Origin of the sequence: Micromonospora cathayae, assembly GCF_028993575.1 — a bacterium.
In the GTDB taxonomy this organism is placed as follows: Bacteria; Actinomycetota; Actinomycetes; order Mycobacteriales; family Micromonosporaceae; genus Micromonospora; species Micromonospora cathayae.
Genome location: NZ_CP118615.1, coordinates 2,911,907 through 2,938,318 on the forward strand (window position 1 = coordinate 2,911,907; position 26,412 = coordinate 2,938,318).

Genomic DNA, 26,412 nt, shown 5'->3' on the forward strand with positions numbered 1-26,412 from the left:
GGCGGGACGTCGTCCCGGCGCGGTAGGCGGACCGGCCGCCGACTACCGCAACCGTGGTAGCCCGGCGGCCTGCCGCCGGACGACGCCGACTACGCCCGCCGGCCGCGACAGTTGGCGCATGATCGAAGTACACGACCTCACCAAGCGGTACGGCGACAAGACGGCCGTCGACGGGATCACCTTCACCGTGAAGCCCGGCATCGTCACCGGCTTCCTCGGCCCCAACGGCGCCGGCAAGTCGACCACCATGCGGATGATTCTCGGCCTGGACCGTCCGACCGCCGGCACCGCCACCGTCAACGGCCGCCCGTACGCCGACCACCCCGACCCGCTGCACCAGGCAGGGGCCCTGCTCGACGCGAAGGCCGTGCACACCGGCCGGTCCGCCCGTCACCACCTGCTCGCCCTGGCCGCGACCACCGGCATCCCGACGTCCCGGGTCGACGAGGTGATCGACATCGTCGGGCTGCGTCAGGTGGCCCGCAAGCGGGTCGGCGGCTTCTCCCTCGGCATGGGCCAGCGTCTCGGTATCGCCGCCGCACTGCTCGGTGACCCCGAGGTGGTCATCCTCGACGAGCCGACCAACGGCCTCGACCCCGAGGGCGTGCTCTGGATCCGTAACCTGATGCGCGACCTCGCCGCCGACGGCCGTACCGTCTTCGTCTCCTCGCACCTGATGAGCGAGATGGCGCTGACCGCCGAGCACCTCGTCGTCATCGGCCGGGGCCGCCTGATCGCCGACACGTCGGTGACCGGCTTCGTCGAGCAGGGCGCGCAGGAGCGGGTCCGGGTTCGGTCGCCCCGGGCGACCGAACTACGGGACCTGATCACCGGCCCCGAGGTGACCGTGTACAGCGTCGAGCGGGGCCTGTTCGAGGTGACCGGGCTGGCCGCCGCCGAGATCGGCGACCGGGCCGCCCGCGCCGGCATCCCGCTGCACGAACTGACCGTGGTACGGCCCTCCCTGGAGGAGGCGTTCATGGAACTCACCCGGGACAGCGTCGAATACCACTCCTCCACCCTCACCGGAGCCGCCCGATGAGCACTCTCGCCCCCACCCGTCCCCGTACCCGCCGGCAGGTCAGCCAGGCCCGGGTCGTCCGGAGCGAATGGATCAAGCTCTGGTCGCTGCGTTCCACCGTCACCACCCTGGCCGTCGGGGTGTTCCTGCTCGTCGGGATCGGTCTGCTCGCCTCGTCGGTGTACGCCGACGGCGGACTGGCCGGGCCGGCACCCGGCGACGGACCGGTCGATGCGGTCGGCGCGAGCCTGGCCGGCACCACCTTCGCCCAGCTCGCCTTCGGCACCCTGGGCGTGCTGCTGACAGCCGGCGAGTACGGCACCGGCATGATCCGCTCGTCGATGGCCGCCGTCCCCCGGCGACTGCCCGTCCTCTGGGCCAAGATCGTCGTGTTCACCGGCGTGGTCCTCGTCCTCACCCTCGCCGCGACCGCGATCACCTTCGCCGCCGGCCAGGCCATCATCGGCGACGGCGGCACCTCCTGGTCCGATCCCGGAGTGGCCCGCGCCCTCGTCGGCACCGCCGTCGTGCTGACCCTGTCCGGTGTGCTCGGCATCGGTCTCGGCGCGCTGCTGCGGTCCACCCCGACCGCGATCACCACCCTGTTCGGCGTGATGTTCCTGCTGAGCGGGGTCGCCCAACTGCTGTTCCCGGAGAGCTGGAGCAGCGGCCTGAAGTACCTGCCGGCCAACGCCTCCACCGCCTTCACCGCGGTCACCCAGGCCCCCGACACCCTCACCCCGTGGGCCGGCCTGGCCGTCTTCGGCGGCTACGTGGTCGCCGTCGTCGTCGCCGCCGCGGTCCGCCTCAAGCGCTCCGACGTCTGATGCCGGTCGCGTTGCCGTCGGGCAGCGCGACCGGCCACCGTACGGTGCCGGCACCGGGTCGGCCGCCGGAGTAGCCGTACGGTGGGCGGCAAGCTCGGGCGGCCGGTGACGCTGAACGCTCGATGACAGGTGGTTTCGCTGTGCCATGATCCATGAATCCAGCGGACTTGACCTGGGTGCACCGGGCAGCGGGGGCAGGCTCTGGACCTGTGGACCTACGCCTCCGGCGTAGCTCCACGGCAGCGATCACCATCCACATTCGGGAGATACCGTGCGTCGTCACCCCACCCTGTCCAGACGTACCCGCTCGGCCCTCGCCGGGTTGCTGACCACCGCCCTGGTCACCCTCGGCGTCACCGTCGCCACCGCCGCTCCGGCAGCCGCGAACACCGACGCCGCGTACTGGGCGGTGGTCGACTCTGCCGGCAACCTGGTACGCAGCTCCGGGGCCGTGGGCATCACCAGGTTCGGCACCGGCCGCTACGACGTCCGTTTCGACGTGAACATGGATCTCTGCTCGTACACCGCCACAGTGGGCAGCCCAGGTACCAGCGTCGTCTACACCCCCGGGCTGGTCTTCACCGCCAGCGGACACCTCAGCAACCGCAACGTCTACGTCGAGACCAAGAACCTCGCTGGGGGCCTGGCCGACTTCCCGTTCCATCTCCAGGCGGTCTGCCCCGGTGACCCTGGCTACGCGGTCGCCAACGCCAGCTTCGCGGTCGTCAACGGCAGCGGCACCCTGATGCGAGGAAGGAACGCCGTCTCGGTCACCCGGTTCGGGCCGGGCAGGTACGACGTCAACTTCAACCACAACCTGCTCACCTGCTCCTGGGTGGCGACGATCGGCGACCCGGGCTTCTCCTACGTGTACCACCCGGGGCAGATCTCGGCCAACCAGGGCCGGTTGACCTCCTTCGCCTCGTACGTGGAGACCAGGAACCTCTCCGGTGTGCTCACCGACTACCCGTTCCACCTACAGGTGCGCTGCCCGTCCAGCCCACCCGGCACCTGGGCCAAGGTCAACTCGCACAGCACCCACAACTACTACAACGGATCGAACCTGTCCGGGGTGAACCGCCTCGGGCCCGGCCGGTACGAGGTCCGCTTCACGCGGAAGATGGCCCACTGCAGCTTCGTGGCCACCATCGGTGACCCGTTCGCCGGCTGGGTCACCACTCCGGCGCTGGTCTTCACCGCCCGGCGCACCGACACGGCCCTGGTCTACGTGGAGACCAAGAACATCTCCGGCGGACTGGCCGACTTCCCGTTCCACCTGCACGTCAGCGGCAACTGCTGACAGCTTCTCGGACCCGCCCCGGGGCTGGACGCCTGGTCTCCCCGGGGCGGTGTTCGCTGACCGCGATTCGCCTCCCGGCCTACGCGTAGTCTCCAACACGGTGGGCGTCCACGACGGGCCACCAGCAGGCTTGTCTTTCAGTGCAGGGCTTCGACCAGTTGCCACATGGCGGTCGAGGGGTTGGCGTCAGGCGGATCGCCGAGCTTGCGCGCCCGATCGACCGCCGCAGACACCCCGTCGCGGAACGCGTCGAAGTCGAGCCTGGTCTTGTCCCAGCCCCTGACATGCTGGCCCAACTGCTCGCCTGCCTTGTCGGCGTTCTCCAGGTATCGAGAACAGGTGGCATGATGCAGGATGAGCCACACCTCGAAGGAGGGATTCGACCAGAGCAACGTGACATCACGCTTCCGCGCCTCGGCCACCGGTCCGGCGACCGGGTACTGGTCGACGTCGCAGACCACGTACGCCTCGTCGAAGTCGTTGTCGTCGCGGCGACGGGCAGCGCCGCGTACCGCATCGATAGGCGATCCCTTCGTCACGACCACGACCAGACGCTGTCGAAGCCACGGCTCCTGTCGAAGCCCTTCAAGGTAGGCGCGCTCGGTGGACTCACCGTTGGTGACGGCGAGGACCGTCTGTCGCTGTTCTCTGACGCCGGTCCTGCGGCGAAGGTCGGTTTCCCGGCTGCTGCCGGTGCGGTTCCGTCCGGTGCCGCGCGGGTCAGTCCGTCGTTTCGTCATCCACCCGTTCCCGTGTTGCCAGCGCCTGCTCGAACAGGTACGTCGAAAGGTCCGGTACCGCGCCGTAGTTGCCGTTCAGGTAGCGACGTTGTCGGTTCTCGCCTTCCTTGCGGGGCTTGAAGTCAGTGAGCGGGTAGAGCGTGGACGCCCCGTCGGAGTCCTTCTCCGTGAACCAGATCTCGTCCCGCCGCAGAATCTCCTCTGTGTCGATGGTGCCGAGAAGGGCCGCGTCGTGGCTCGTGAAGATGAGCTGGCTGTGGTGCGGGTTCGACGCCGGGCTCTGGAAGAGACCGACGAGCTTCGCGGTGAGTAGCGGGTGCAGGCTGGCGTCGATCTCGTCCACACACATGGTGCCGCCGCGACTCAGGACCTCGGCAGCCTCGATCGCGAGCCGGAGTAGTTGCTGGGTCCCCGTCGACTCCTCAGAGAGATCGAAGAGCACTGCGCCTGCTGGCCCTTGATGGGCGAACCGCAGCCGTTTCCGTAGTGCTCGTTCGCTGACCTGACGCACCCGCGAGAGCATGCTGCGGCCCGCGTCCGACGAGAGGATGCCTTCCACGGGTTCATCCAGCGTGGCACTCGTCGTCGTGACGACATCGATGATCCCGACATCGGCTGCACGGAGAAGCTCGATCACGGTGTGCCCGCTGACATCGTCCTGCGGCCATGGCAACGGACTGATGTTGCCCGGTCGGAAGCCTGGGTGCTCTCGACTCCTGACCTCCTGGAACCAGCGGTAGACGCTGTGCAGCGGCTCCTCGCCGGTCTCGCCCGGTACCCCATGCGCGAAGCGGGCGACAGTGCTGAGAAACAGCGCGGTGGGGGCGGTGACCTCGGCGATCCGTTCGAGGAGGACGCGCTGGCCGGAATCCTCCCCCCAGGCGTACGAGTTGTCGTTGCGCTCGAAGACGCGTCGCCGCCTCTTGCGTGGGTAGTGGTAGAGCCACTCCTCGACGACGCCGTCGTTGTTCACGGCGAACCCGTAGGTGTGCCGGACTCCTCCCAGGTCGAGGTCGACGACATAGTGCGACGGGTCTTCGAGTGATTCCGCAGTCATCCGGAACGGCTCACGGGCGATACCGAGACCCGGTTCGACCTCGCGATCGGAGAAGAGCACGAGATGACGCATGAACGACAGGGCATGTAGGCAGTTCGACTTGCCGGAAGCGTTCGCGCCGAAGATGCCCACCACCCGGACCGCTGGCCCGGGTTCGTCGCCGTGGTGGTAGGCCGGCGTCAGGTTGAGTTGCTGCTCGTCGCGGAACGACCGGTGGTTGGCGAAGCGAAAACTCAACAACATGGCTGTGCCCTCGGATCCTGGGCCTTCCGGCCGTTCCCTGCGAGTAAACCACGCGGGAGGCCCCGAAGCATCCGCCTCGCCGGGGCTTAGGGAACGCGAACGCCCCGGCGTGGAGCCGGGGCGCTCAAGCGGGGAACGTCAGCTGCAGCAGGGCCGCTGGGATGAAATGAGTACCGTGGCGGGGTGCGTGACCCAGCGGTGAGCGAGCCTGAGCCTTGGGCGACTTATGGCGAGCAGTCGATCTACGACAACGAGTGGGTGAAACTCGGTCTCGTAGAGGTGCAGCCACCTGGGCTTGATCGCTTCGAGCACCACGTCGTACGGCTCGGCCATGTGGCGATCATCGCGTTGGTCGATGAGCGGGAGCGGGTGCTCATGCTGCGGCGGTACCGCTTCATTCCAGGGCGAGTGGCCTGGGAGTTGCCGGGTGGCATGGTCGAACCGGGTGAGGATCCTGCCGAGGCGGCGTGCCGCGAAGCTGAGGAGGAAACCGGCTGGCGACCCAGGGTGGTGCAGCACGTGGTCACCTTCCAGCCGATGATCGGCATGGTCGACTCACCACATGACGTGTTCATCGGCTGGGATGCGACCCGGGTTGGAGCCCCCTCAGACCCAGAGGAGGCCGGCCCGGTCGAGTGGATCCCGTTGAGCGAGATGCCAGGGCTGATGGCGCGAGGGGAGTTGGCCGGGGCCGGCACCCTGGTCGCAGTGCTTCATCTCATGGCCGGGTTGTCGCAGCCGCCGTCACCTTCCTGAGCCGTTCGGCGCGCTGTCGGTACCGTACCGATCCAGTCAGGTTCGTCAGTGACCTGGCCTCCCTGAGGTGCTGATGAGCGGCGTCCGGCTCGCCTCGGGCGAGATGTGCCTGAGCCAGGTCGCATCGGAGGCCGGCGGCTGCCCTGACGAAAGTCTCGTCCAGTGACGCCAATGCCGCCGACAGTTCCTCAAGGGCGCGCTGGTCGCCCAAGAGCGCCAACGAATGCCCCCGCCACCGGCGAAGGTGGGTCTCGTCCAGAAAGATTCCCGGCAGGTCTGGATCGCGTACCCCGGCTGTCGCGGACAGCTTTCGATCTGCTCGTTCCAGTGAGCGCCGGCATTCGTCCGACTGACCGCTGAGCGCCCACAGCTCCGCTTCTGCGGCGGCGAGCCACGCGGCCAGCCGGGGGGAGGCGCTGCTGCCAACTGCTCGCTGTGCTTCGGTGACGAGGCGAGCGCCGAGTTCCGGTCGCCCGGCGTCGGCCAGTACGTATGCCTGCTCTCCCATGGCATGCGCGAGATAGAGCGGATCTTCCGCCTCGCGGGCTGCGCTCTTGGCTAGCTCGTAGTGTCGCCAGGCGCGGTCGGCGGCACCAACGTCGAGAGCCTGCCAGGCGGCGAGTGAAGCTGCCTCTGCGAGGGCGCGGGCAAGAGGACGTCTCGACGCCGGCAACACGGTGAAGGAGAGGCATTCCTGGAGCGTGCTCAGATGGCTCTGCATCTGGTCGACCAGACGCGCCGCTCCGCACTGGCGATCCAGGGTTCGTAGCAGCTCGGTCTGCCCGGTTAGGGCGTCGACCATGGACCGGCCGACGGAGTGCGAGGCATCCAGATGCTCGATCAGCCTGGTGTAGCCGTCGCTCCGTGCGTCGGTCGTATCGTCGGTGCGGAAGAGTTCTTCGTCGGTGTGCCCCAACAGTTTTCGTAGAATCGCCGCGTAGTCCTCGGAGACCCTCCGTCGCCCGTTCTCCCACTCCGACACGTAGACCCGCAGACTGGTCGTTGAGGCGATGGCGAGGTTGCGCTGGCGGGCGTACTGCTCGATTTCATGCACCAGTCTTGTCTGTGACCATCCGCGAGTGAGCCTCACCTGTCGTAGGAACTTCCTCATGACTGTCCTGACTGTCTGTGGCAACAAAGTCAGCTTGATGGAACTGAGGGTGTTTGCCAAGGACGAAGTCTTAACTGTGAAGAGTTAACCCTTGTTGGCTATCGCGCGCACCTGCCGTGAGGTCTGCTGTGGACAGGCTTTGCTGTCGTGCCGGCGATCGGCTGCGGCGGGGAGGTCGGGGCGATGTCGTCAGTTCAGCGGACGGGCGGCGGCTTAGCCCTTCCACTTCCGCTCGACAAGGGGTGCCGCAATGCGTGCGCAATTCAGTCTAGTTCTGCAATTCATTCTGCATGCAATTTTGAGTTCCCGGGAATCCCATCGGAATTCTCTGCGACTGGAGAGCGGGCGCGGGACCGCGTACCGGAGTCGGGGAGCCGGACCGCTGCGGCCCTGGCAGGTACGCGACCGGCTGTTCACCCCGCGCGGCCGGCACGGGGTGGACGCCGTCGAGGTGCGCGCCTTCCTCGACCGGGTCGCCGACGACCTGGCCGCCTGCTACGCCGAGGTGGCCCGCGCCCACGCCGAGGCCGACCGGGTCCGGGAGGCCCTGCGCCAGTGGCAGAGCGAGATGGCCCGGCGCGAGCTGGCGGGCATCCGATGAGCCGACGGTTCGTAGCGCACCTGCCGTTCACCGCCACCGACCTGCCCGCCGCCCGGCAGTTCGCCGGCACCCTGGCCCGCTCGGTGAGCTTTCTGTCCGAAGTGGACGCGGGCGAGGTCACCGTCAGCTTCGAGGACGAGCAGGGCGTACGGCACCGGGTCTTCTGCGACCTGCCGCTGGCCGACCGCCGCCGCTGCCAGCGCCGGGTCGACCACGACGGACCCTGCACGCCGAGGGCACCGCGATGAGCCAGCCAGCCGCGAGCGACCTGGCCGGCTGCCCGGAGTGCGCCGGCGACGGCTGCCCGCGCTGCCACTGGCGGGGCCGCCGCCGCGCCCAGCTCCTGCTCACCGTCGCCAACCGGGACACCGGCGCGGTCGCCTCCCACCGGGTGACGCCCGCCGACCTGGAGCCCCGCCGGGACCCGGCGGGTGGCTGGGTGGCCGACCTGACGCCCCGGGTACGCGAGCTGGCCGCCACCGTCGCCGCCGCGCTCGACCCCGAACCCCTGCTGGTACGCCTCCCGCCAGCGTGGCGGCCCGACCTGCCCGCCACCGACCGGTACGCCCACCTGGCGGACGCCCTCGCCGACATGGCCCGTCGCCGACCGTGGTGGCTCTGGCTGGGCGGGACGGCCGCAGTATCGCCGGTCGACCCGGCGGTCCGGCTGGCCCGGCTCTGCCACCTCGCCGACCTGCTTCTGCTCGACCTGGTGGTGGAGGCGCGCCGGCACGGCGACGGACCCCGCTGGGCGGTCCGGTACGAGGTGCCCGGTTCGCCCGTCCCGGCCGGTCCGTTCGTCGGGCACCCCGACCTGGCGACCGCGCTGACCCGGACCGACGTGCCGGACGCCCTCGCCGGTCTCGCCGAGCGGGGCCTGACCGCACCGGCCCGGCTGCTCGAACCGGAACCGGCCTTCCCGGGCGCGCCGGCCGCCGGACCGTTGACCCCGCTGCCGGCCGCCGGATCACCGATCCCGGTGCCGGGCGGGCCGCCCAACCCCGTGCCGTCGCCCGGGGATGACGACGACCCGGTCCGCCGGCTGGAGCGGCGGATCGTTGCTGAGCTGGTCGCGCCGGTCGAAGGGACTGACCGGCCCGGCGCGCAGGCGACCTGGCGGGACGGCCACTGGTGGTACACGGGCCTGCGCGCCTCCGCCCGCCCCGGCGGTCCGCACGGCGCGTCGACGCTGTTCCGGGTCACCGAACCGCCCGACCTGGCGTACCTGGGTGAGGTGGTGCCCGGACGCCCCTGCCCGGACTGCCGGGCCGACAACCCGACCCGGCCCTGCCGGTGCGTGGGCGGCGGCAGAGCGGCCGGCGACTGCGACCGCTGCGGCGGGACGGGTCGACGGCGGCGGTCCGTGCTGCGCTGCGCCACCTGCGGCGGAAACCGGCGGCTACGCCGGAGTGTGCTGGTCACTATCACCGACCTGCGGCACCGGGTGGTGCACCTGGGCTGGCACGCCGGCACCCCGGAAGACACCTGCGAGGTCGCCACCGCGCCCGGTGGGCGGCCGGTGGTGCAGCTCCCCGAGCGGTACCGGCTCGGGGCCTGGGCGCGCGTGTTCGGCGTACGCCCTGAGGACCTGGCGGAAGCCGACGGCGGCCACGCCCTTCCCCGCGAGCTGCGCGACGGGTACGTGACCCTGCCCTGGTCGGGGGCCGACCCGGTGGGGGAGTACCTGCGTGCGGTCGGTCCGGGCCTGCCCGCCGGCCGGCTCGTCGTCACCGCGGTACGCCCCGACGTGCCGCCGCTGGCCGAGCTGGTCCGGCTGGCGACCGGGCTGGACCTGGCGCTGCACGTCAGTCTGCTCGACCTGCGGCAGCACGCCGGGCATCCGCTGCGGGCCGACGGCCGCTACTGGTCGGTGGAGCTGCGGCCCCGGGACGCCCCGGTGCACCCGGCCGACCTGCCGACCCGGCCCAGCCTGGCGGCGGCCCTGGACGACTGCCTCAGCCACCTCGCCGACGACCTGGCCGGGCTGGTGCCGGCGGACCCGGACCTGCCGCTGCCGGTGCCCGCCGCGCCGGCCCGCCCGGTGCCCGACGACCCGGAGCCGGTCCTGCTCCGACTCGCCGCCGCGCACCCCGGGCGGGCGGTGACGCTGCGCCTCACCCGGGCCGGCTGCACCGCCCACCGCCACGACGACGACGCCGTACGCCGACTGGATCTGCCCGCCCCCGCGCACCCGGAGTCCTACCGCCGGACGCAAGATGCGGCACGTTGGGGTCTCCGGGCGCGGTGAAGGCCCGGGATGCCGCATCTCGTGTTGATCACCCTGCGGGGCCGCTTGCCGGTCACCCGGCTCGGGGCCGCTCTCCGGTGGCCCGGCTCCGGGCCGCTTCGGTCACCCGGCTGTGGCACCATCGGGCGGGTGACCAGCAGAACCACCCCGGAGCAGCGGCTGACCGACCTGGCCCGGCTGCGCCGCGTCCGGGACCGGATCGACCGGGAGTACGCCCAGCCGCTCGACGTCGAGGCGCTGGCCCGGGGCGTGCACATGTCCGCCGGGCACCTCAGCCGCCAGTTCCGGCTCGCCTACGGGGAGTCCCCGTACGGCTATCTGATGACCCGCCGGATCGAGCGGGCGATGGCGCTGCTGCGCCGGGGTGACCTGAGTGTCACCGAGGTCTGCTTCGCGGTCGGTTGTGCCTCGCTGGGCACCTTCAGCAGCCGGTTCACCGAGCTGGTCGGGGTGCCGCCCAGCGTCTACCGGCGGCAGGCGGCGGACGAGGCGGCCGGCATCCCGTCCTGCCTGGCGAAGCAGGTGACCCGACCGATCAGGAATCGAGAAGCCCGCAGCCGGCCGCCGCAACTAGCCTGACCTGCATGGACCTGACGATCAACGCATGTTTCCTGCCGCACGACGACGCCGAGGCGGCGCTGGCCTTCTACCGGGACACCCTGGGCTTCGAGCTGCGTAAGGACGTCGGCTACGCCGGGATGCGCTGGCTGACGGTCGGGCCGCCCGACCAGCCCGGCACCTCCATCGTGCTGCACCCGCCGGCCGCCGACCCGGGCATCACCGACGACGAGCGGCGTACCATCGCCGAGCTGATGGCGAAGGGCAGCTACGCCGCGATCATCCTCGCCACGAAGGATCTCGACGGCACCTTCACCCGGTTGCAGGCCGGCGACGCCGAGGTGGTGCAGGAGCCGACCGAGCAGCCGTACGGGGTGCGCGACTGCGCCTTCCGCGACCCGGCCGGCAACCTGGTCCGCATCCAGGAACTGCGCTGAGCCGTACCACCCAACGACAGGGAGCAGCAGTACCGATGAGCCCGACGACGCATGCCGCCGACAGCCACGACCTGATCCGGGTGTACGGGGCGCGCGAGAACAACCTGCGGGACGTGAGCGTCGAGATCCCGAAGCGGCGGCTGACGGTGTTCACCGGGGTGTCCGGTTCGGGGAAGAGTTCGCTGGTGTTCGGCACGATCGCGGCCGAGTCGCAGCGGCTGATCAACGAGACGTACAGCGCGTTCGTGCAGGGCTTCATGCCGAGCATGGCCCGCCCTGAGGTCGACGTGCTGGACGGGCTGACCACCGCGATCATCGTCGACCAGGAGCGGATGGGCGGTGACCCGCGTTCCACGGTCGGCACCGCCACCGACGCCAACGCCATGCTGCGCATCCTGTTCAGCCGGCTCGGGCAGCCGCACATCGGCTCCCCGCAGGCGTTCTCGTTCAACGTCGCCTCGATCCGGGGCTCCGGCGCGGTCACCATCGAGCGCGGCGGCGGCACCACGGAGCGGCGGAGCTTCAGCATCACCGGCGGCATGTGCCCGCGCTGCGAGGGCCGGGGCAGCGTCCAGGACTTCGACCTGACCCAGCTGTACGACGACAGCAAGTCGCTCAACGAGGGCGCGCTGACCATTCCCGGTTTCAGCATGGACGGCTGGTACGGCCGGATCTTCAGCGGTTCCGGCTTCTTCGACATGGACAAGCCGATTCGCCGGTACACGAAGAGGGAACTGCACGACCTGCTGCACCGGGAACCGACCAAGATCAAGGTCGAGGGCATCAACCTGACGTACGAGGGCCTGATCCCGAAGATCCGCAAGTCGATGCTGGCCAAGGACCCGGGGGCGATGCAGCCGCACATCCGGGCGTTCGTGGAGCGGGCGGTCACCTTCACCACCTGCCCGGACTGCGGCGGCACCCGGCTCAACGAGGGTGCCCGGTCGTCGAAGATCAGGGGGATCAACATCGCCGACGCGTGCGCGATGCAGATCAGCGACCTGGCCGGCTGGGTCCGGGACCTCGACGAGCCGTCGGTGGCGCCGCTGCTGGGCAAGCTGCGGCACACCCTCGAATCGTTCGTGGAGATCGGGCTCGGCTACCTCTCCCTCGACCGGCCCTCGGGCACCCTCTCCGGCGGCGAGGCGCAGCGGGTCAAGATGGTCCGGCACCTCGGCTCCTCGCTCACCGACGTGACGTACGTCTTCGACGAGCCCACCGCCGGCCTGCACCCGCACGACGTGGCCCGGATGAACGACCTGCTGCTGCGGCTGCGGGACAAGGGCAACACGGTGCTGGTGGTGGAGCACGAACCGGAGACCATCGCGGTCGCCGACCACGTCGTCGACCTCGGCCCGGGAGCCGGCACGGCCGGCGGCACCGTCTGCTACGAAGGCACCGTCGAGGGCCTGCGCGCCAGCGGTACGCTCACCGGCCGCCACCTGGACGACCGGGCCACGCTCAAGGAGAAGGTACGCACGCCGACCGGCCAGCTGTCGATCCGGAATGCCACCACGCACAACCTGCGTGACGTCGACGTCGACATCCCGCTGGGGGTGCTGGTGGTCGTCACCGGCGTGGCCGGCTCCGGCAAGAGTTCCCTGGTGCACGGGTCGATCCCGGCCGGCGCGGGGGTGGTGTCGGTCGACCAGACCCCGATCCGGGGCTCCCGACGGAGCAACCCGGCCACGTACACCGGGCTGCTCGACCCGATCCGCAAGGCGTTCGCCAAGGCCAACGGGGTGAAGCCGGCGCTGTTCAGCGCCAACTCGGCCGGGGCCTGCCCGACCTGCAACGGTGCCGGCGTCGTCTACACCGACCTGGCGATGATGGCCGGCGTCGCCACCGTCTGCGAGGAGTGCGAGGGGCGGCGGTTCCAGGCGTCGGTGCTGGAGTACCGGCTCGGCGGCCGGAACATCAGCGAGGTGCTGGGCATGTCGGTGACCGAGGCGACGGAGTTCTTCGGCACCGGCGAGGCCCGTACCCCGGCCGCGCACGCCATCCTGGCCCGGCTCGCCGACGTGGGGCTCGGCTACCTGCGCCTCGGTCAGCCGCTCACCACCCTCTCCGGCGGCGAACGGCAGCGGCTCAAGCTCGCCACCCACCTGGGCGGCGGCAGCGGCGGCGTGTACGTCCTCGACGAGCCGACCACCGGTCTGCACCTCGCCGACGTGCAGCACCTGCTCGGCCTGCTGGACCGGCTGGTCGACGCCGGCACGTCGGTGATCGTCGTCGAGCACCACCAGGCGGTGATGGCGCACGCCGACTGGATCGTCGACCTGGGGCCGGGTGCCGGCCACGACGGCGGTCGGGTCGTGTTCGCGGGTACGCCGGCCGACCTGGTCGCCGCCCGCTCCACCGTCACCGGCGAGCATCTCGCCGCCTACGTCAGCAGCTGAGCCCGCCGTCCTGGCCGGGTGACGGTCCGGTTCGCCGCCTGGCCGGGTGACCGGGGTGCCGCCGTCCGCCTCCGTACCGGAACCGGAGGCGGACGGCCGGCTCAGTTACTGAATCGGTTCACCACTTGGTGATGTCGGGGAGCTGGTCGATGGAGATGGTGCGCGGGTTGGCCATCGCGGTACGCCAGAGCCCCGGGACGTCCCGGCCGCTGCCGGTCCAGTCGCGCGACGCCCAGACCACGAAGTACGACCAGGGTGGCTCGGTCGCCGGGTTGACCGGGCTGAACGTCTCCGCGATCGCCACGGTCTTGTTGCTGCCGACGGCCTTGCAGGTGGAGTGGTCGCTCCAGCTCTGGTAGTAGTCCGAGGTCACCTGGTCCACGTAGGCGTCGCCCGGGTACCAGGACGCCAGCGAGGTGCCCTGGCCGCTGGCCATGCCGTTGAACACCCACACCACGTTGTCCACCCCGGCGAGCTGGGCCCGCTCGAAGATCAGCCGCCAGAGCTGCTGGTACGCGCTCTGGCCCTTCTTCGCCCACCACATGTAGTTGTTGTTGGCCTCGTGCAGGGGCCGGAACAGCACCGGGATGCCGGCGTCGCCCATCTTCTTCAGCTCCCGGACCACCAGGTCGATGTCCTGCCACAGCTTGGACGACGGGTTGGTCAGGTCCGGCACGAAGTCGCAGTTGGCCGCGTAGTTGCCGCCGCGCGGGCAGTACCAGTGCCACTGGAACGCCACGATCCCGCGGTTGGTGGTGAACCAGTCGACGACCTGCTGGGTCTGGATGCTGCCCCGGGTGTACTCCATGAAGTCGAACGCCACGATCGCCGGGTACCGGCCGGTGAGCTGGCGGACCCGTTCGGCGTCCGGCGCGTCGGTCTGCCCGCTGACGTAGGAGTGGGTGGCGAGGTAGCAGAGCAGGCCGCGGGCCTTGGAGTTGGCTCCGCTGTCGGCGGGGGACTGGTTGCAGGTCGGGGCCGGGGTGGGTGGCGGCGGGACCGCGTACACCTCGACCTCGTACAGCGAGTAGCCCCAGCTCGGGTTGGCGCGGGCGGTGCCGTACACCCGCACGTACCGGCCGGTGCCGGTGACGGTGAGTTCGTCGAGGCCGCCGTCACCGGTGGTGGTGCTGTGGACGGTGGTCCAGGTGGTGCCGTCGGTCGAGGTCTGCACCTGGTACGCCCGCGCGTACGCCGCCTCCCAGCGCAGGTTGACCTGCCGGATGGGGTACGTGGCCCCCAGGTCGACCCGGATCCACTGCGGGTCGGTGTAGGCGCTGCCCCAGCGTGTGCCGGTGTCACCGTCGACGGCCAGGCCGGCGGCGTGGCCGGTGCTCTCCGCCGACGACGCGGTGGCCGGCCGGCCCCGGGCCAGGTTGCCGGCCGGGGCCGGGTCGGTGGACGTGGGGGTGGGTGCCGGGGTGGTGGGCGTGGGGCCCGGCGTGGTGGGGGTCGGGGTGGGGGCGGTGTCGCCGCAGGTCAGGCCGTTGAGTGTGAACGTGGTCGGGGCCGGGTTCGACCCGTTGTACGTGACGTTGAAACCGAAGCCGACCGTGCCGCCGTTGCCGGGGATGCTGGCGCTGTAGCTGAGGTTCGTGGCGGTGACGGTGGCCCCGGACTGGCTCTTCGTGGCGTTCCAGATGTCGCCGACGGTCTGGGTGCCGGGGAAGGTCCAGACCAGGTTCCAGCCGTTGATGCTGGTGGCCTCGTTGTTGGTGACGGTCACCGCGACGGTGGCCCCGGTGCCCCAGTCGTTGGTGACCCGCCAGTCCACGGCGCACGGGGACGCGGCGGCGTGGGCGTCGGGCAGGGTGACCAGGCTGACGGACAGCGCCGTGGCCGTCGCCACCGCGCCGGCCAGCAGGGCGCCGGCCCGTGGTGGTTTCCTCATCGTCGTCTCCTCCGGGTGGTGATCGCTGCGGGATCACCCCGGGCAGGGCACGACGGGCCGTCGGCGCAGTCAGCTGCCGATGGCCGGACGTCGACGGGTGGGGGCGTCCCGACGGGTGGTGGAAGTATTGACGATGATGAACTTAACCGGTTCACTTGTCAACGTCGCGGAGGCCTGCCGACTCACGCCGGGCAGGGCAGACAGGGGAGTCGGGCGACGCGCCCGCAGTTACGGCGATGTCGTGGTGTCGCACCGGGCGGGACACCACGACATCGCCGAAACGGAGTGGATCTGGGCGGACGGTCAGTCCGGGACGCGGCGGTACGCGCCGTCGCTGGCCGAGGTGGCCATCGAGGCGTACGCGCGCAGCGCCGCCGAGACCGGACGCTGCCGGTCGACCGGGGTGTACGGCCGGTCCCGCTTCTCCTGGGCGACGCGCCGGGCCGCCAGCACGTCCTCGGGCACGTTCAGCTCGATGGACCGGCCCGGGATGTCGATGACGACCTCGTCACCCGGCTCCACCAGGGCGATCAGCCCACCGGAGGCGGCCTCCGGGGAGACGTGCCCGATGGACAGCCCGGACGTGCCGCCGGAGAACCGGCCGTCGGTGAGCAGCGCACAGGCCCGGCCCAGCCCGCGCCCCTTGAGGAACGAGGTGGGGTAGAGCATCTCCTGCATGCCCGGCCCACCCTTCGGGCCCTCGTACCGGATCACCACCACGTCCCCGGCGACGACCTCCTTGGCCAGGATGGCGGTGACCGCGTCGTCCTGGGACTCGTACACCTTGGCCGGGCCCCGGAAGGTCAGGCACTCCTCGGGCACCCCGGCGGTCTTCACCACGCAGCCGTCCGGGGCCAGGTTGCCGTGCAGGATGGCCAGCCCGCCGTCGGCCGAGTACGCGTGCTTTCGGTCCCGGATGCAGCCCTCGGCGGCGTCGGTGTCCAGCGTGGACCAGCGGTTGGTGGTGGAGAACGGCTCGGTGGTGCGTACCCCGCCGGGCGCGGCGTGGAACAGTTCCACCGCCTCCGGCTTCGGTGAGCCGCCGCGCACGTCCCAGTCGGCGAGCCACTGCGCCAGCGTGGGGGAGTGCACGGCGTGCACGTCCCGGTGCAGCAGGCCGGCGCGGTCCAGCTCACCGAGGATGGCCGGGATGCCGCCGGCCCGGTGCACGTCCTCCATGTGGTACTGCGGGGAGTTCGGGGCCACCTTCGCCAGGCAGGGCACCCGCCGGGAGATCGCGTCGATGGCGGCCACGTCGAAGTCCAGTTCCGCCTCGCGGGCGGCGGCCAGCAGGTGCAGGATCGTGTTGGTGGAGCCGCCCATCGCCACGTCCAGGGCGACGGCGTTCTCGAAGGCGTCCCGGTTGGCGACGTTACGGGGCAGCACCGAGGCGTCGTCCCCGTCGTACCACCGCTTGGCGATCTCCACGACGGTGCGGCCGGCCTCCACGAACAGCGACCGGCGCGCGGCGTGGGTCGCCAGGGTCGAGCCGTTGCCGGGCAGCGCCAGCCCGATCGCCTCGGTGAGGCAGTTCATCGAGTTGGCGGTGAACATGCCGGAGCAGGAGCCGCAGGTCGGGCAGGCGGACCGCTCGATCGCGCCGAGCTGCTCGTCGGTGACCGCCTCGTTCGACGACGCGATCATCGCGTCGATCAGGTCGATCTTGGAGTGCACGATGCCCTCGATCGCCACCGTCTTGCCGGCCTCCATCGGGCCGCCGGAGACGAAGACCGTCGGGATGTTCAGCCGCAGCGCGGCCAGCAGCATGCCCGGGGTGATCTTGTCGCAGTTCGAGATGCAGACCAGGGCGTCCGCGCAGTGCGCGTTGACCATGTACTCCACCGCGTCGGCGATCAGCTCCCGGCTGGGCAGCGAGTAGAGCATCCCGCCGTGGCCCATGGCGATGCCGTCGTCCACCGCGATCGTGTTGAACTCCCGACCCACCCCGCCGGCCTCGGCCACCGCGTCGGCGACCAGGCCGCCGAGGTCCTTCAGGTGCACGTGACCGGGTACGAACTGGGTGAAACTGTTGGCGATGGCGACGATCGGCTTACCGAAGTCGTCGTCGGTCATCCCGGTGGCCCGCCAGAGGGCCCGGGCGCCGGCCATCGTCCGACCGTGCGTGGAGGTCTTCGACCGCAGCTCAGGCATGCCCCCCAGTGTGGCACCACCGGATCACCCGGTCCGGCTCGAGCGCGCTGTGTCCCAACAGTTGCACACCCGGGATCCCGCCCGTCGATGGCTTCCGGCAGAGTTGACCCCGTGCACTTCTCCCCGGTGATGATCGCCGTCGCGGTGGCGAGCGGTCTCGTGGCGGTGGTCGCCACCGGGCTGCTGGTCGCCTCGGTCGCCCGGCGGCGCGGCGCGTACCGGCAGTCCCATCTGCTGCTGGCCGCCGGTGCGCTGGTCGCACTGCCCAGCCTGGCCGTCGGTCTGGTCGGCGTCGCCGCCACCCACGGGCACCACCAGGCGGAACGCACCGGCTGGGCGACCGTGGTCGCGGTCGGCATCGCGGCGAGCGGTCTGCTCGGCTGCGCCGGCCTGCTCCGGATGCCCGGGGTGGTCGGGTCGGTGTCCGGCGCGGTCCGGCTGGTCCTCGACGGCGTGAGCGTCGGGGCGGCCCTCTGGTTCGTCGGCTGGGTGCTGTTCTCCGAGCCGACCCGGCTGCTCGGCGACGCGACCCCGATGGCCTGTGTACCGATCCTGCTCGCCACGGTCAGCGCGGCCCTCGCCGCCGGGCTGAACGCGGTGGTCGCCGCGCGGGCGCCCCGGCCCCGGATCCGGCTGGCCGGGCTCTGCTGCGGGGTCACCACCACCGTCGTCGGCGGGCTGGGGGTGGCCGGCGGGCTGTGCCAGGCCGGCCCCGGGCTGGCCGTGGCCGGCGCGGCGATGCTCGCGGTCGGCCTGCTCTCCGCCGGGCTCGCGGTGTTCACCGCCGACCCGCCCGGCCAGGTGGAGGCCGACCTGATCCGCCGGGACAGCGAGTACGCCTTCCTGCCCATGATCGCGATGGCCGCCTCGGCGGTGTACCACCTCCTCCAGGACGGCCGCTTCGACGCGTACGGGATCACCGCCGGCAGCATCGAGGGCTTCGCGCTGGTCACCCGGCAGTACCTCACCCTGCACGACATGCGCGGGTACGCGGCCCGGCTGGTCGAGCGGGAGGCGCACTTCCGGGAGCTGGCGCACACCGACCCGCTGACCGGCCTGGCGAACCGCCGAGGGCTGCTGCGGGCCCTGGAGGCCGCCGCCGGCGGCCGTGACCCGGTGGTCCTGCTCGGGCTGGACCTGGACGGCTTCAAGCACGTCAACGACATGCGTGGACACGACGTCGGCGACGCGGTGCTGGCCGAGGTCGGGCGACGGTTACGCGAGCACCACCGACCCGGGGACGTCGCCGCCCGGCTCGGCGGCGACGAGTTCGCGGTGCTGATGCGGGGGCGGCCCGACGACGCGGACCGGGTCGCCGAGCGGCTGCTGGCCGAGCTGGGCCGGGCGTACCAGCAGCCGGACGGCCCGGTCCTGCTCTCGGTGAGCATCGGGGTCGCCGCCCGGGTCGACGACCCGGACGCGCCGGTGCTGCTGCGCCGGGCCGACGAGCCGGAGGCCGAGGTGCTGCTGCGCCACGCCGACCTGGCCCTGCGGTACGCCAAGCAGCAGGGCAAGAACCGGGTCGAACGCTACGACGTGGCGTACGAGCGGATGCTGCGCCGCCGGATGACGCTGGAGCACGAACTGCGCGGCGCGATCGACCGGGGCGAGCTGAGGCTGGCCTTCCAGCCGGTGGCCTCGCTGCCGTCGGTGCGCCCGGTCGGGGCGGAGGCGTTGCTCCGCTGGCACCACCCCGAGCTGGGCAACGTCCGGCCGGACGAGTTCATCCCGCTGGCCGAGGAGTGCGGGATGATCGCCACGCTCGGCGCGTGGGTGCTGGACGAGGCGTGCCGCCAGCTCTCCCGCTGGCTGGCCGACGGCCACGACGTCTGGGTGTCGGTGAACGTCTCGCCCCGGGAACTGCCGGCCGAGGCGTACGTGGTGCAGGTCGCCGAGGCGCTGCGGACGCACCGGGTGCCGCCGCAGCGACTGGTGCTGGAGGTCACCGAGCACACCGTGGCGTCGGACGTCGATGCGCTGATCCGCCGGCTGACCGCGTTGCGCCGCACCGGGGTCCGGATCGCCCTGGACGACTTCGGCGCGGGCTACTCCTCCCTCGGGCAGCTCCGCCGGCTGCCGATCGACATCCTCAAGATCGACCACAGTCTGGTGGCCGAGCACGAGCCGGTGCGGCCGGTGGACCGGGAGGGGCCGGCCTTCGCCCCGATGGTCGACATCGTGATGCGGCTGGGCCACCAGTTGGGGCTGGAGGTGATCGCGGAGGGTGTGACCTCGCCCACCGAACTGGCGGCGGTGGTCGCCGCCGGCTGCCGGTTCGGCCAGGGCGCGCTGTTCGGCTGGGGGGTGCCGGCGGAGCACCTGGAGGCGATGCTCGACGCGGCGACCGCACCGGTGGCGCGACCGCTGCCCGCCTCAGCTGCGCCACCCGGGCCACCCGACCCCGCCGAGCAGGCCATACCGCCCCGGCAGCCGGGCCCGTCCGGGCCGGCCGTGCCGCCCCGGCAGCCGGCTCCGTCCGAGCAGGCGACGCCGCCCCGGCAGTCGGCTCCGTCGGACCATGCCGCGCTCCCGCCGGGGCAGCGGCCGGCGCTGCCCGGTCCGCCACCCGGTCCGTTCGCCGGTCCGTCGGATGGGACGCCTCCCGCGCCGGGCGGTACGACATCTTCGCAGGTCGGGCCGGGTGCGCTTCGGGACGTGCGGGGTGGCGCGGCACACCGTTGACCAACATGTGGGATCAGTTGACTCATCGCGTGAGATGCGTCAGGCTGTCCACATGTCGTCGTTCCGCTTCCCGCGAGTACTTACCTGAGCGCACTCTCCCGTCGTGAGAGTGCGCTGGCCCCGTGCATCTGCACGTGGGCCGTTTTTATTGCCGTTGGACCCATCGGGGCGGGCCCCGCCCGCGTTGCACGATCCGACGAGCCCGTCATCCCGACGAGGCCGTCACCCTGAGCCACTCACCCGAGCCGAAGGCCAGAAACCGTCATGACGAGACCCACGCCAGAGACCCTCGCCCACTCCGCCCGGCGAGCCCGGACCACCGCCGAGCCGACCGCCGACCGGGCCGCCGCCCCGGCCACCCCGGCGGTACCCGCCGTCGGCGCCCCGCTCCAGGTCTCCGGTGCCGGCTCCCTGGTGCGCTCGCTGGAGGCGCTCGGGGTCGACGTGGTGTTCGGCATCCCCGGCGGGGCGATCCTGCCGGCGTACGACCCGCTCTACGACTCCCGGGTCCGGCACATCCTGGTCCGGCACGAGCAGGGCGCCGGGCACGCCGCCACCGGGTACGCCCAGGCCACCGGCCGGGTCGGGGTGTGCATCGCCACCTCCGGGCCGGGCGCGACGAACCTGGTCACCCCGATCGCCGACGCGTACATGGACTCGGTGCCGGTGGTGGCGATCACCGGGCAGGTGCCGCGGCCGGCGATCGGCACGGACGCCTTCCAGGAGGCGGACATCCAGGGCATCACCCTGCCGATCACCAAGCACAACTTCCTGGTGCAGACCCCGGAGGAGATCCCGCGGGTGCTGGCCGAGGCGTTCCACCTGGCCGCCACCGGCCGGCCCGGTCCGGTCCTGGTCGACATCCCCAAGGACGTCCTCCAGGCGCAGACCACCTTCGCCTGGCCGCCCACCCTCGACCTGCCCGGCTACCGGCCGACCCTGCACCCGCACGGCAAGCAGATCCGCGAGGCGGCCCGGCTGATGACCACCGCCCGCCGCCCGGTGCTCTACGTCGGCGGCGGCGTGCTCAAGGCCGGTGCCACCGAGGGGCTGCGCCGGCTGGCCGAGCTGACCGGCATCCCGGTGGTCACCACGCTGATGGCGCGCGGGGCGTTCCCCGACTCGCACGACCAGCACTTGGGCATGCCCGGCATGCACGGCACGGTCGCCGCGGTCTACGCCCTGCAGAAGTCCGACCTGATCGTGGCGCTGGGCGCGCGGTTCGACGACCGGGTGACCGGCAAGCTGGACTCGTTCGCGCCGGGCGCGACCGTGGTGCACGCCGACATCGACCCGGCCGAGATCGGCAAGAACCGGACGGCGGACGTGCCGATCGTCGGTGACGCCCGGCACGTGATCGACGAGCTGATCGGCGCGGTCACCGTGGAGCACGCCGCCGGCCGGATCGCCGAGCTGGCCGAGTGGTGGGCCCAGCTCAGCGACCTGCGCGCCCGCTACCCGCTCGGGTACGACGAGCCGGCCGACGGCACGCTCGCCCCGCAGTACGTGATCAAGCGGCTGGGCGAGATCGTCGGCCCGGACGCGATCTACGTGGCCGGCGTCGGCCAGCACCAGATGTGGGCGGCCCAGTTCATCTCGTACGAGCAGCCGTACACCTGGCTCAACTCTGGTGGCGCCGGCACCATGGGGTACGCGGTCCCGGCCGCGATGGGCGCGAAGGTCGGCAAGCCGGACACGGTGGTCTGGGCGGTGGACGGCGACGGCTGCTTCCAGATGACCAACCAGGAGCTGGCGACCTGTGCCCTGGAGGGCATCCCGGTCAAGATCGCCATCATCAACAACGGCAACCTGGGCATGGTCCGGCAGTGGCAGACCCTCTTCTACGGGGAGCGCTACTCCAACACCGAGCTGGGCACCCACAAGCACCGCATCCCGGACTTCGTCAAGCTCGCCGAGGCGCTCGGCTGCATCGGTCTGCGCTGCGAGAACGCCGCCGACGTGGACAAGACCATCGAGGCGGCGATGGCGATCGACGACGCGCCGGTGGTGATCGACTTCGTGGTCGGCAAGGACGCGATGGTCTGGCCGATGGTCGCCGCCGGCACCAGCAACGACGAGATCATGTTCGCCCGGGACGTTCGCCCGGTCTTCGACGAGGATGACGTGTAACCCATGACGATGCACACGCTTTCGGTTCTGGTGGAGAACAAGCCGGGTGTCCTGGCCCGGGTCTCCGGGCTGTTCTCCCGGCGCGGCTTCAACATCGACAGCCTGGCCGTCGGCGAGACGGAGAACCCGGACGTCTCCCGGATCACCATCGTGGTCAACGCCGAGTCCTCGCCGCTGGAGCAGGTGACCAAGCAGCTCAACAAGCTGGTCAACGTACTCAAGATCGTCGAGCTGGATCCGCAGGTCTCGGTGGCCCGGGAGCTGCTGCTGGTCAAGGTCCGCGCCGACCGCAACGCCCGCAGCCAGGTGCTGGAGACGGTGAACCTGTTCCGCGCCCGGGTGGTCGACGTGGCCCCGGACACGCTGACCATCGAGGCGACCGGCACCCCCGACAAGCTGGACGCGCTGCTGCGCGACCTCGAACCGTTCGGCATCAAGGAGATGGTCCAGTCGGGCACGGTGGCGATCGGGCGCGGCTCGCGCTCCATCACCGCCGGCCCGTCCCTGCGGGCCGCCTGACCAGGGGCGGCGCGTCGCCGGGCCACCTGACCACGGGCGGCGCGTGGCCGCGCCGCCGACGAATCCACCCGCATCCGCACCGAACCACGACGGGCCACCCGGGCCGCCGTACGAAAGGGAAGTTCTGATGAGCGTTGAGGTGTTCTACGACGACGACGCCGACCTGAGCCTGATCCAGGGCAGGAAGGTCGCCGTGATCGGGTACGGCAGCCAGGGGCACGCCCACGCGCTGTCGCTGCGCGACTCGGGCGTCGACGTGGTGATCGGTCTGCCGGAGGGCTCCAAGAGCCGGGCCAAGGCCGAGGAGCAGGGGCTGCGGGTGCTCACCCCGGCGGAGGCGTCCGCCGAGGCCGACGTGATCATGATCCTGGCCCCGGACACCGCGCAGCGCAAGCTCTACGCCGAGTCCGTCGCCCCGAACCTGACCGCCGGCAAGGCGCTCTTCTTCGGCCACGGCTTCAACATCCGGTACGACCTGATCAAGCCGCCGGCCGACGTGGACGTGGCGATGGTCGCCCCGAAGGGCCCGGGTCACCTGGTCCGCCGCCAGTACGTCGACGGCAAGGGCGTGCCCTGCCTGGTCGCGGTGGAGCAGGACGCGACGGGCAACGGCCTCGCCCTGGCCCTGTCGTACGCCAAGGGCATCGGCGGCACCCGGGCCGGCGTGATCCGGACCACCTTCAAGGAGGAGACCGAGACCGACCTGTTCGGCGAGCAGGCGGTGCTCTGCGGTGGCGCGTCCGCGCTGGTGCAGACCGGTTTCGAGGTGCTCACCGAGGCCGGCTACGCGCCCGAGGTGGCCTACTTCGAGTGCCTGCACGAGCTGAAGCTGATCGTCGACCTGATGTACGAGGGCGGCATCGCCCGGATGCGCTACAGCATCTCCGACACCGCCGAGTACGGCGACCTGTCCCGGGGTCCGCGCGTGATCGACTCGCGGGTCAAGGACGAGATGCGCAAGATCCTCTCCGAGGTCCAGTCCGGCGAGTTCGCCCGCGAGTGGATCGCCGAGGACGACGCCGGCCGGCCGAACTACCGCAAGTGGCAGGCCGAGGGCGCGGCGCACCCGATCGAGGAGACCGGCAAGAAGCTGCGCGACATGATGAGCTGGGTGGACCGCCCGATCACCGAGACCGCCTGACCTTCCGGTTTCGTCACCCCTGACCCCGTCCCGCCCTGTCGGGCAGCACGTCCGCGTCGTCCGCGAACGTCACCGGCAGGCGCGGGGCGGGGCTCGTGGCGTGCCGGCGCGCCCGGTCGAGGCGTGTCGGACGTCTCGCTGGTGTGTGAGGGCCCTCACCCCGGTCCCGCGGACACCCCCGGTAGCCCGCCGCCTACCATCGCGGGTAGGTGCTTGCGGCACCCGAACGGCCATGGCCCGGTTCAGCACAGGGCGCAGTGCGGCGTCCCGTCGAGGCAGCCGACCGCCCGGACAATATCTACGAGGACCGATGAATCCTGTCGTACTGATCGCCGAAGAACTCGCTCCCGCCGCCATCGAGGTGCTCGCCCACGACTTCGACGTACGCCACGTCGACGGCACCGACCGTCCGGCGCTGCTCTCCGCCCTCGCCGAGGCCGACGCGGTGATCGTGCGCAGTGCCACCCAGATCGACGCGGAGGCGGTCGCCGCCGCGCCCCGGCTGAAGGTGGTCGCCCGGGCGGGCGTCGGCCTGGACAACGTCGAGGTGCCGGCCGCCACCGCCCGGGGCGTCATGGTCGTCAACGCCCCCACCTCCAACATCGTCTCCGCCGCCGAGCAGGCCGTCGCCCTGCTGCTGGCCGTGGCGCGCAACACCGCCAGCGCCAGCGCCGCGCTCAAGGCGGGGGAGTGGAAGCGGTCCAGGTACACCGGCGTCGAGATCCAGGGCAAGACCGTCGGCGTGGTCGGCCTCGGCCGGATCGGTGTGCTGTTCGCCCAGCGGATCGCCGCCTTCGGCACCCGGCTGATCGCGTACGACCCCTACATCCAGCCGGCCCGCGCGGCCCAGCTGGGGGTCCGCCTGGTCGGGCTGGACGAGCTGCTGCGGGAGAGCGACTTCATCTCCATCCACCTGCCGAAGACGCCGGAGACGGTCGGCCTGATCGGCGAGAAGGAACTGTCGATCGTCAAGCCGGGCGTACGCATCGTCAACGCCGCCCGGGGCGGGCTGGTCGACGAGCAGGCCCTGGCGGACGCGATCGCCGAGGGCCGGGTCGCCGGAGCCGGCGTCGACGTGTACGCCAAGGAGCCCTGCACCTCCTCGCCGCTGTTCGCGTTCGACAACGTGGTGGCGACCCCGCACCTCGGCGCGTCCACCCACGAGGCGCAGGACAAGGCCGGGCTGGCCGTGGCGAAGAGCGTCAAGCTCGCCCTCCAGGGCGAGTTCGTGCCGGACGCGGTGAACGTCCAGGCCGGCGGCGTGGTCGCCGAGGACGTCCGCCCGCTGCTGCCGCTGGCCGAGAAGCTGGGGCGGGCCTTCACCGCCGTGGCCGGCGGGGTGGCCGCCAGCGTCACCGTCGAGGTCAAGGGCGAGATCGCCAACCACGACGTCTCGGTGCTGAAGCTCGCCGCCACCAAGGGGCTGTTCAGCTCGGTGGTCGAGGAGCAGGTCACCTACGTCAACGCGCCGCACCTGGCCGCCGAGCGGGGCGTCGAGGTGACCCTGACCAGCCAGGCCGACGGCGTGGACCAGCCCAACCTGGTCACCGTGCGCGGCGCGCTCCCCGACGGCCGGACCGTCAGCGTCTCCGGCACCGCCGCGGGCGCGCCCGGCCGCGAGGTCCTCAAGCTCACCGAGGTGGACGGCTTCGACGTGGAGATCGGTGCGGAGGGCATCCTGCTCTTCCTCCGCTACGTCGACCGGCCCGGCGTGGTCGGCACCGTCGGCACCCTGCTCGGCGAGGCCGGCATCAACATCGCCGCCATGCAGGTGGCCCGGCGGGAGGCCGGCGGTGAGACGCTGATGACGCTCACCGTCGACCAGGCGCTCGGCGCGGACCTGCTCACCTCGGCCGCCGACTCGATCGGCGCGACCGCCGCCAGCGCCGCCGACCTGCGCGACGAGTAGTCCCCGCACACCTGTACCACGAGGGGCCCGGCCATCGGCCGGGCCCCTCGCTCGTGGGCCTGTCGACGCCACCCCGGCGGGGCGGGCCGCCGGGGCGACCAGGGTCAGCCGGTCGCCGGGGCGACCAGCGGCCAGCGAACCGCCGGGGCGACCAGCGGCCGGACGGCTCGCGGTCGGGTCAGCGGCTGGCGGGGTACGCGGTGGGGGGCGGGTAGACCGAGCCGTCCTGCGGGTCGAACAGCATCAGACCGTTCTCGGCGGCGAGCCGTTCGATGTCGAGGAGCACCTGGTCCTCGCAGGTCGCGAAAAGACACATCGCGACGTGGTCGGCCGCGGCGTGCAACGGTGTCACCTCCCACGGCGATCCCGGGCGGGCCGGTCGGTCCGGATAGGAGGCGGTGATCGCCCGGTAGAAGGCGACCACCCGGGGGTCGGGGTAGCTGTCGACGTGCTGTCCCTGTCGGCACCGCTGCACCGCCGCCCGCACGTCCGCAGGGGAGGCTCCGTCCGGCAGGGCCCACACGCTCAGATCGAAACTCACGGCGGACAGCGTGCCATCCGGCCGACCCGCCGTGTCACCGACCCCGTGCACCGTTCGGGACGGGCCCGCGACGTCCCACCGGATGGTCCGCTGTAGAGACTCTTGCGGCAGGATACGGCAGTTCGCTAGCGTACACGTGCGGTTACTGAC

At 71.5% G+C, this 26,412-nt stretch carries 20 protein-coding genes and 1 pseudogene; 15 read left to right on the plus strand and 6 right to left on the minus strand.

Going from position 1 to position 26,412, the window contains the following annotated elements; translation table 11 throughout:
* Positions 1–118: 118 nt before the first annotated feature.
* The 3 genes from PVK37_RS13520 to PVK37_RS13530 all read left to right on the plus strand — a co-directional run bounded on the left by PVK37_RS13520 (position 119) and on the right by PVK37_RS13530 (position 3,148).
* A complete protein-coding gene (locus PVK37_RS13520; RefSeq protein ID WP_275034282.1) occupies positions 119–1,042 on the plus strand; it encodes an ATP-binding cassette domain-containing protein in 924 nt (307 codons plus the stop codon).
* Positions 1,039–1,848, plus strand: coding sequence for an ABC transporter permease (locus PVK37_RS13525; protein WP_275034283.1), 810 nt, complete (start codon positions 1,039–1,041; stop codon positions 1,846–1,848). The genes PVK37_RS13520 and PVK37_RS13525 overlap by 4 nt, the downstream gene beginning before the upstream one ends.
* Positions 1,849–2,119: 271 nt before the next feature.
* Positions 2,120–3,148 (plus strand): hypothetical protein, encoded by a 1,029-nt coding sequence (locus tag PVK37_RS13530; RefSeq protein ID WP_275034284.1) that lies wholly within the window; start codon positions 2,120–2,122, stop codon positions 3,146–3,148.
* Between the two features lie 137 nt (positions 3,149–3,285).
* Here the strand turns inward: PVK37_RS13530 and PVK37_RS13535 are convergent, their stop codons facing one another.
* Together PVK37_RS13535 and PVK37_RS13540 are read right to left on the minus strand one after the other, a co-directional pair.
* Positions 3,286–3,888 carry an RloB family protein gene (locus PVK37_RS13535; protein ID WP_275034285.1) on the minus strand — a complete coding sequence of 201 codons (603 nt, stop codon included), beginning with the start codon at positions 3,886–3,888 and terminating at the stop codon, positions 3,286–3,288.
* On the minus strand, positions 3,869–5,188 hold the full coding sequence (locus tag PVK37_RS13540) for an AAA family ATPase (RefSeq protein ID WP_275034286.1): 1,320 nt from the start codon (positions 5,186–5,188) through the stop codon (positions 3,869–3,871). Before PVK37_RS13540 ends, PVK37_RS13535 begins: the two co-directional genes overlap by 20 nt.
* A gap of 183 nt (positions 5,189–5,371) precedes the next feature.
* Here PVK37_RS13540 and PVK37_RS13545 point away from each other — a divergent pair, with 183 nt between their 5' ends.
* A complete protein-coding gene (locus PVK37_RS13545) occupies positions 5,372–5,944 on the plus strand; it encodes an NUDIX hydrolase (protein WP_275034287.1) in 573 nt (190 codons plus the stop codon).
* Here the strand turns inward: PVK37_RS13545 and PVK37_RS13550 are convergent.
* Positions 5,907–6,998, minus strand: a complete 1,092-nt coding sequence (locus PVK37_RS13550) for an NsdA family TPR-like regulatory protein (protein ID WP_275034288.1) — start codon at positions 6,996–6,998, stop codon at positions 5,907–5,909. The genes PVK37_RS13545 and PVK37_RS13550 overlap by 38 nt on opposite strands.
* A 307-nt stretch (positions 6,999–7,305) precedes the next feature.
* Between PVK37_RS13550 and PVK37_RS31895 the strand changes: the two genes are divergently transcribed.
* The 6 genes from PVK37_RS31895 (at position 7,306) to PVK37_RS13580 (ending at position 13,298) form a co-directional block, all read left to right on the plus strand.
* Entirely contained in the window at positions 7,306–7,656 is a 351-nt protein-coding gene (locus PVK37_RS31895; protein ID WP_423791035.1) for a DivIVA domain-containing protein, read from the plus strand.
* Positions 7,653–7,904: a hypothetical protein gene (locus PVK37_RS13560; protein WP_275034289.1), complete on the plus strand. Its 252-nt coding sequence runs from the start codon at positions 7,653–7,655 to the stop codon at positions 7,902–7,904. Before PVK37_RS31895 ends, PVK37_RS13560 begins: the two co-directional genes overlap by 4 nt.
* The gene (locus tag PVK37_RS13565; RefSeq protein WP_275034290.1) at positions 7,901–9,904 is read left to right on the plus strand and encodes a hypothetical protein; all 2,004 of its coding nucleotides are present in this window, start codon (positions 7,901–7,903) and stop codon (positions 9,902–9,904) included. The genes PVK37_RS13560 and PVK37_RS13565 overlap by 4 nt, the downstream gene beginning before the upstream one ends.
* Before the next feature lie 129 nt (positions 9,905–10,033).
* Complete coding sequence (locus tag PVK37_RS13570; protein ID WP_275034291.1) at positions 10,034–10,483, plus strand: helix-turn-helix transcriptional regulator; 450 nt, start codon at positions 10,034–10,036, stop codon at positions 10,481–10,483.
* Positions 10,484–10,488: 5 nt separating this feature from the next.
* Positions 10,489–10,899 carry a VOC family protein gene (locus tag PVK37_RS13575; RefSeq protein ID WP_275034292.1) on the plus strand — a complete coding sequence of 137 codons (411 nt, stop codon included), beginning with the start codon at positions 10,489–10,491 and terminating at the stop codon, positions 10,897–10,899.
* Positions 10,900–10,934: 35 nt separating this feature from the next.
* Positions 10,935–13,298, plus strand: coding sequence for an excinuclease ABC subunit UvrA (locus PVK37_RS13580; RefSeq protein ID WP_275034293.1), 2,364 nt, complete (start codon positions 10,935–10,937; stop codon positions 13,296–13,298).
* A 118-nt stretch (positions 13,299–13,416) separates the two neighbouring features.
* Here the strand turns inward: PVK37_RS13580 and PVK37_RS13585 are convergent, their stop codons facing one another.
* Together PVK37_RS13585 and ilvD are read right to left on the minus strand one after the other, a co-directional pair.
* A complete protein-coding gene (locus tag PVK37_RS13585) occupies positions 13,417–15,189 on the minus strand; it encodes a glycosyl hydrolase (protein WP_275034294.1) in 1,773 nt (590 codons plus the stop codon).
* A gap of 303 nt (positions 15,190–15,492) precedes the next feature.
* Positions 15,493–17,340, minus strand: a complete 1,848-nt coding sequence (ilvD, locus tag PVK37_RS13590) for a dihydroxy-acid dehydratase (protein WP_275034295.1) — start codon at positions 17,338–17,340, stop codon at positions 15,493–15,495.
* 129 nt (positions 17,341–17,469) lie between these two features.
* On the opposite strand from ilvD, the pseudogene PVK37_RS13595 reads away from it, so the two are divergent.
* The 5 genes and pseudogenes from PVK37_RS13595 to serA form a co-directional block, all read left to right on the plus strand.
* Positions 17,470–19,797 (plus strand): annotated as a pseudogene (locus PVK37_RS13595) (putative bifunctional diguanylate cyclase/phosphodiesterase); the annotation flags it as partial.
* Positions 19,798–20,286: 489 nt separating this feature from the next.
* Entirely contained in the window at positions 20,287–22,152 is a 1,866-nt protein-coding gene (locus PVK37_RS13600; protein WP_275034296.1) for an acetolactate synthase large subunit, read from the plus strand.
* Between the two features lie 3 nt (positions 22,153–22,155).
* Positions 22,156–22,671 carry an acetolactate synthase small subunit gene (gene ilvN, locus PVK37_RS13605; RefSeq protein ID WP_275034297.1) on the plus strand — a complete coding sequence of 172 codons (516 nt, stop codon included), beginning with the start codon at positions 22,156–22,158 and terminating at the stop codon, positions 22,669–22,671.
* Between the two features lie 127 nt (positions 22,672–22,798).
* Positions 22,799–23,812: a ketol-acid reductoisomerase gene (ilvC, locus tag PVK37_RS13610; protein ID WP_275034298.1), complete on the plus strand. Its 1,014-nt coding sequence runs from the start codon at positions 22,799–22,801 to the stop codon at positions 23,810–23,812.
* A 310-nt stretch (positions 23,813–24,122) separates the two neighbouring features.
* Positions 24,123–25,721 (plus strand): phosphoglycerate dehydrogenase, encoded by a 1,599-nt coding sequence (gene serA / locus PVK37_RS13615; protein ID WP_275034299.1) that lies wholly within the window; start codon positions 24,123–24,125, stop codon positions 25,719–25,721.
* Positions 25,722–25,899: 178 nt separating this feature from the next.
* Here the strand turns inward: serA and PVK37_RS13620 are convergent, their stop codons facing one another.
* The gene (locus PVK37_RS13620) at positions 25,900–26,262 is read right to left on the minus strand and encodes a hypothetical protein (protein WP_275034300.1); all 363 of its coding nucleotides are present in this window, start codon (positions 26,260–26,262) and stop codon (positions 25,900–25,902) included.
* Between the last annotated feature and the right edge of the window lie 150 nt (positions 26,263–26,412).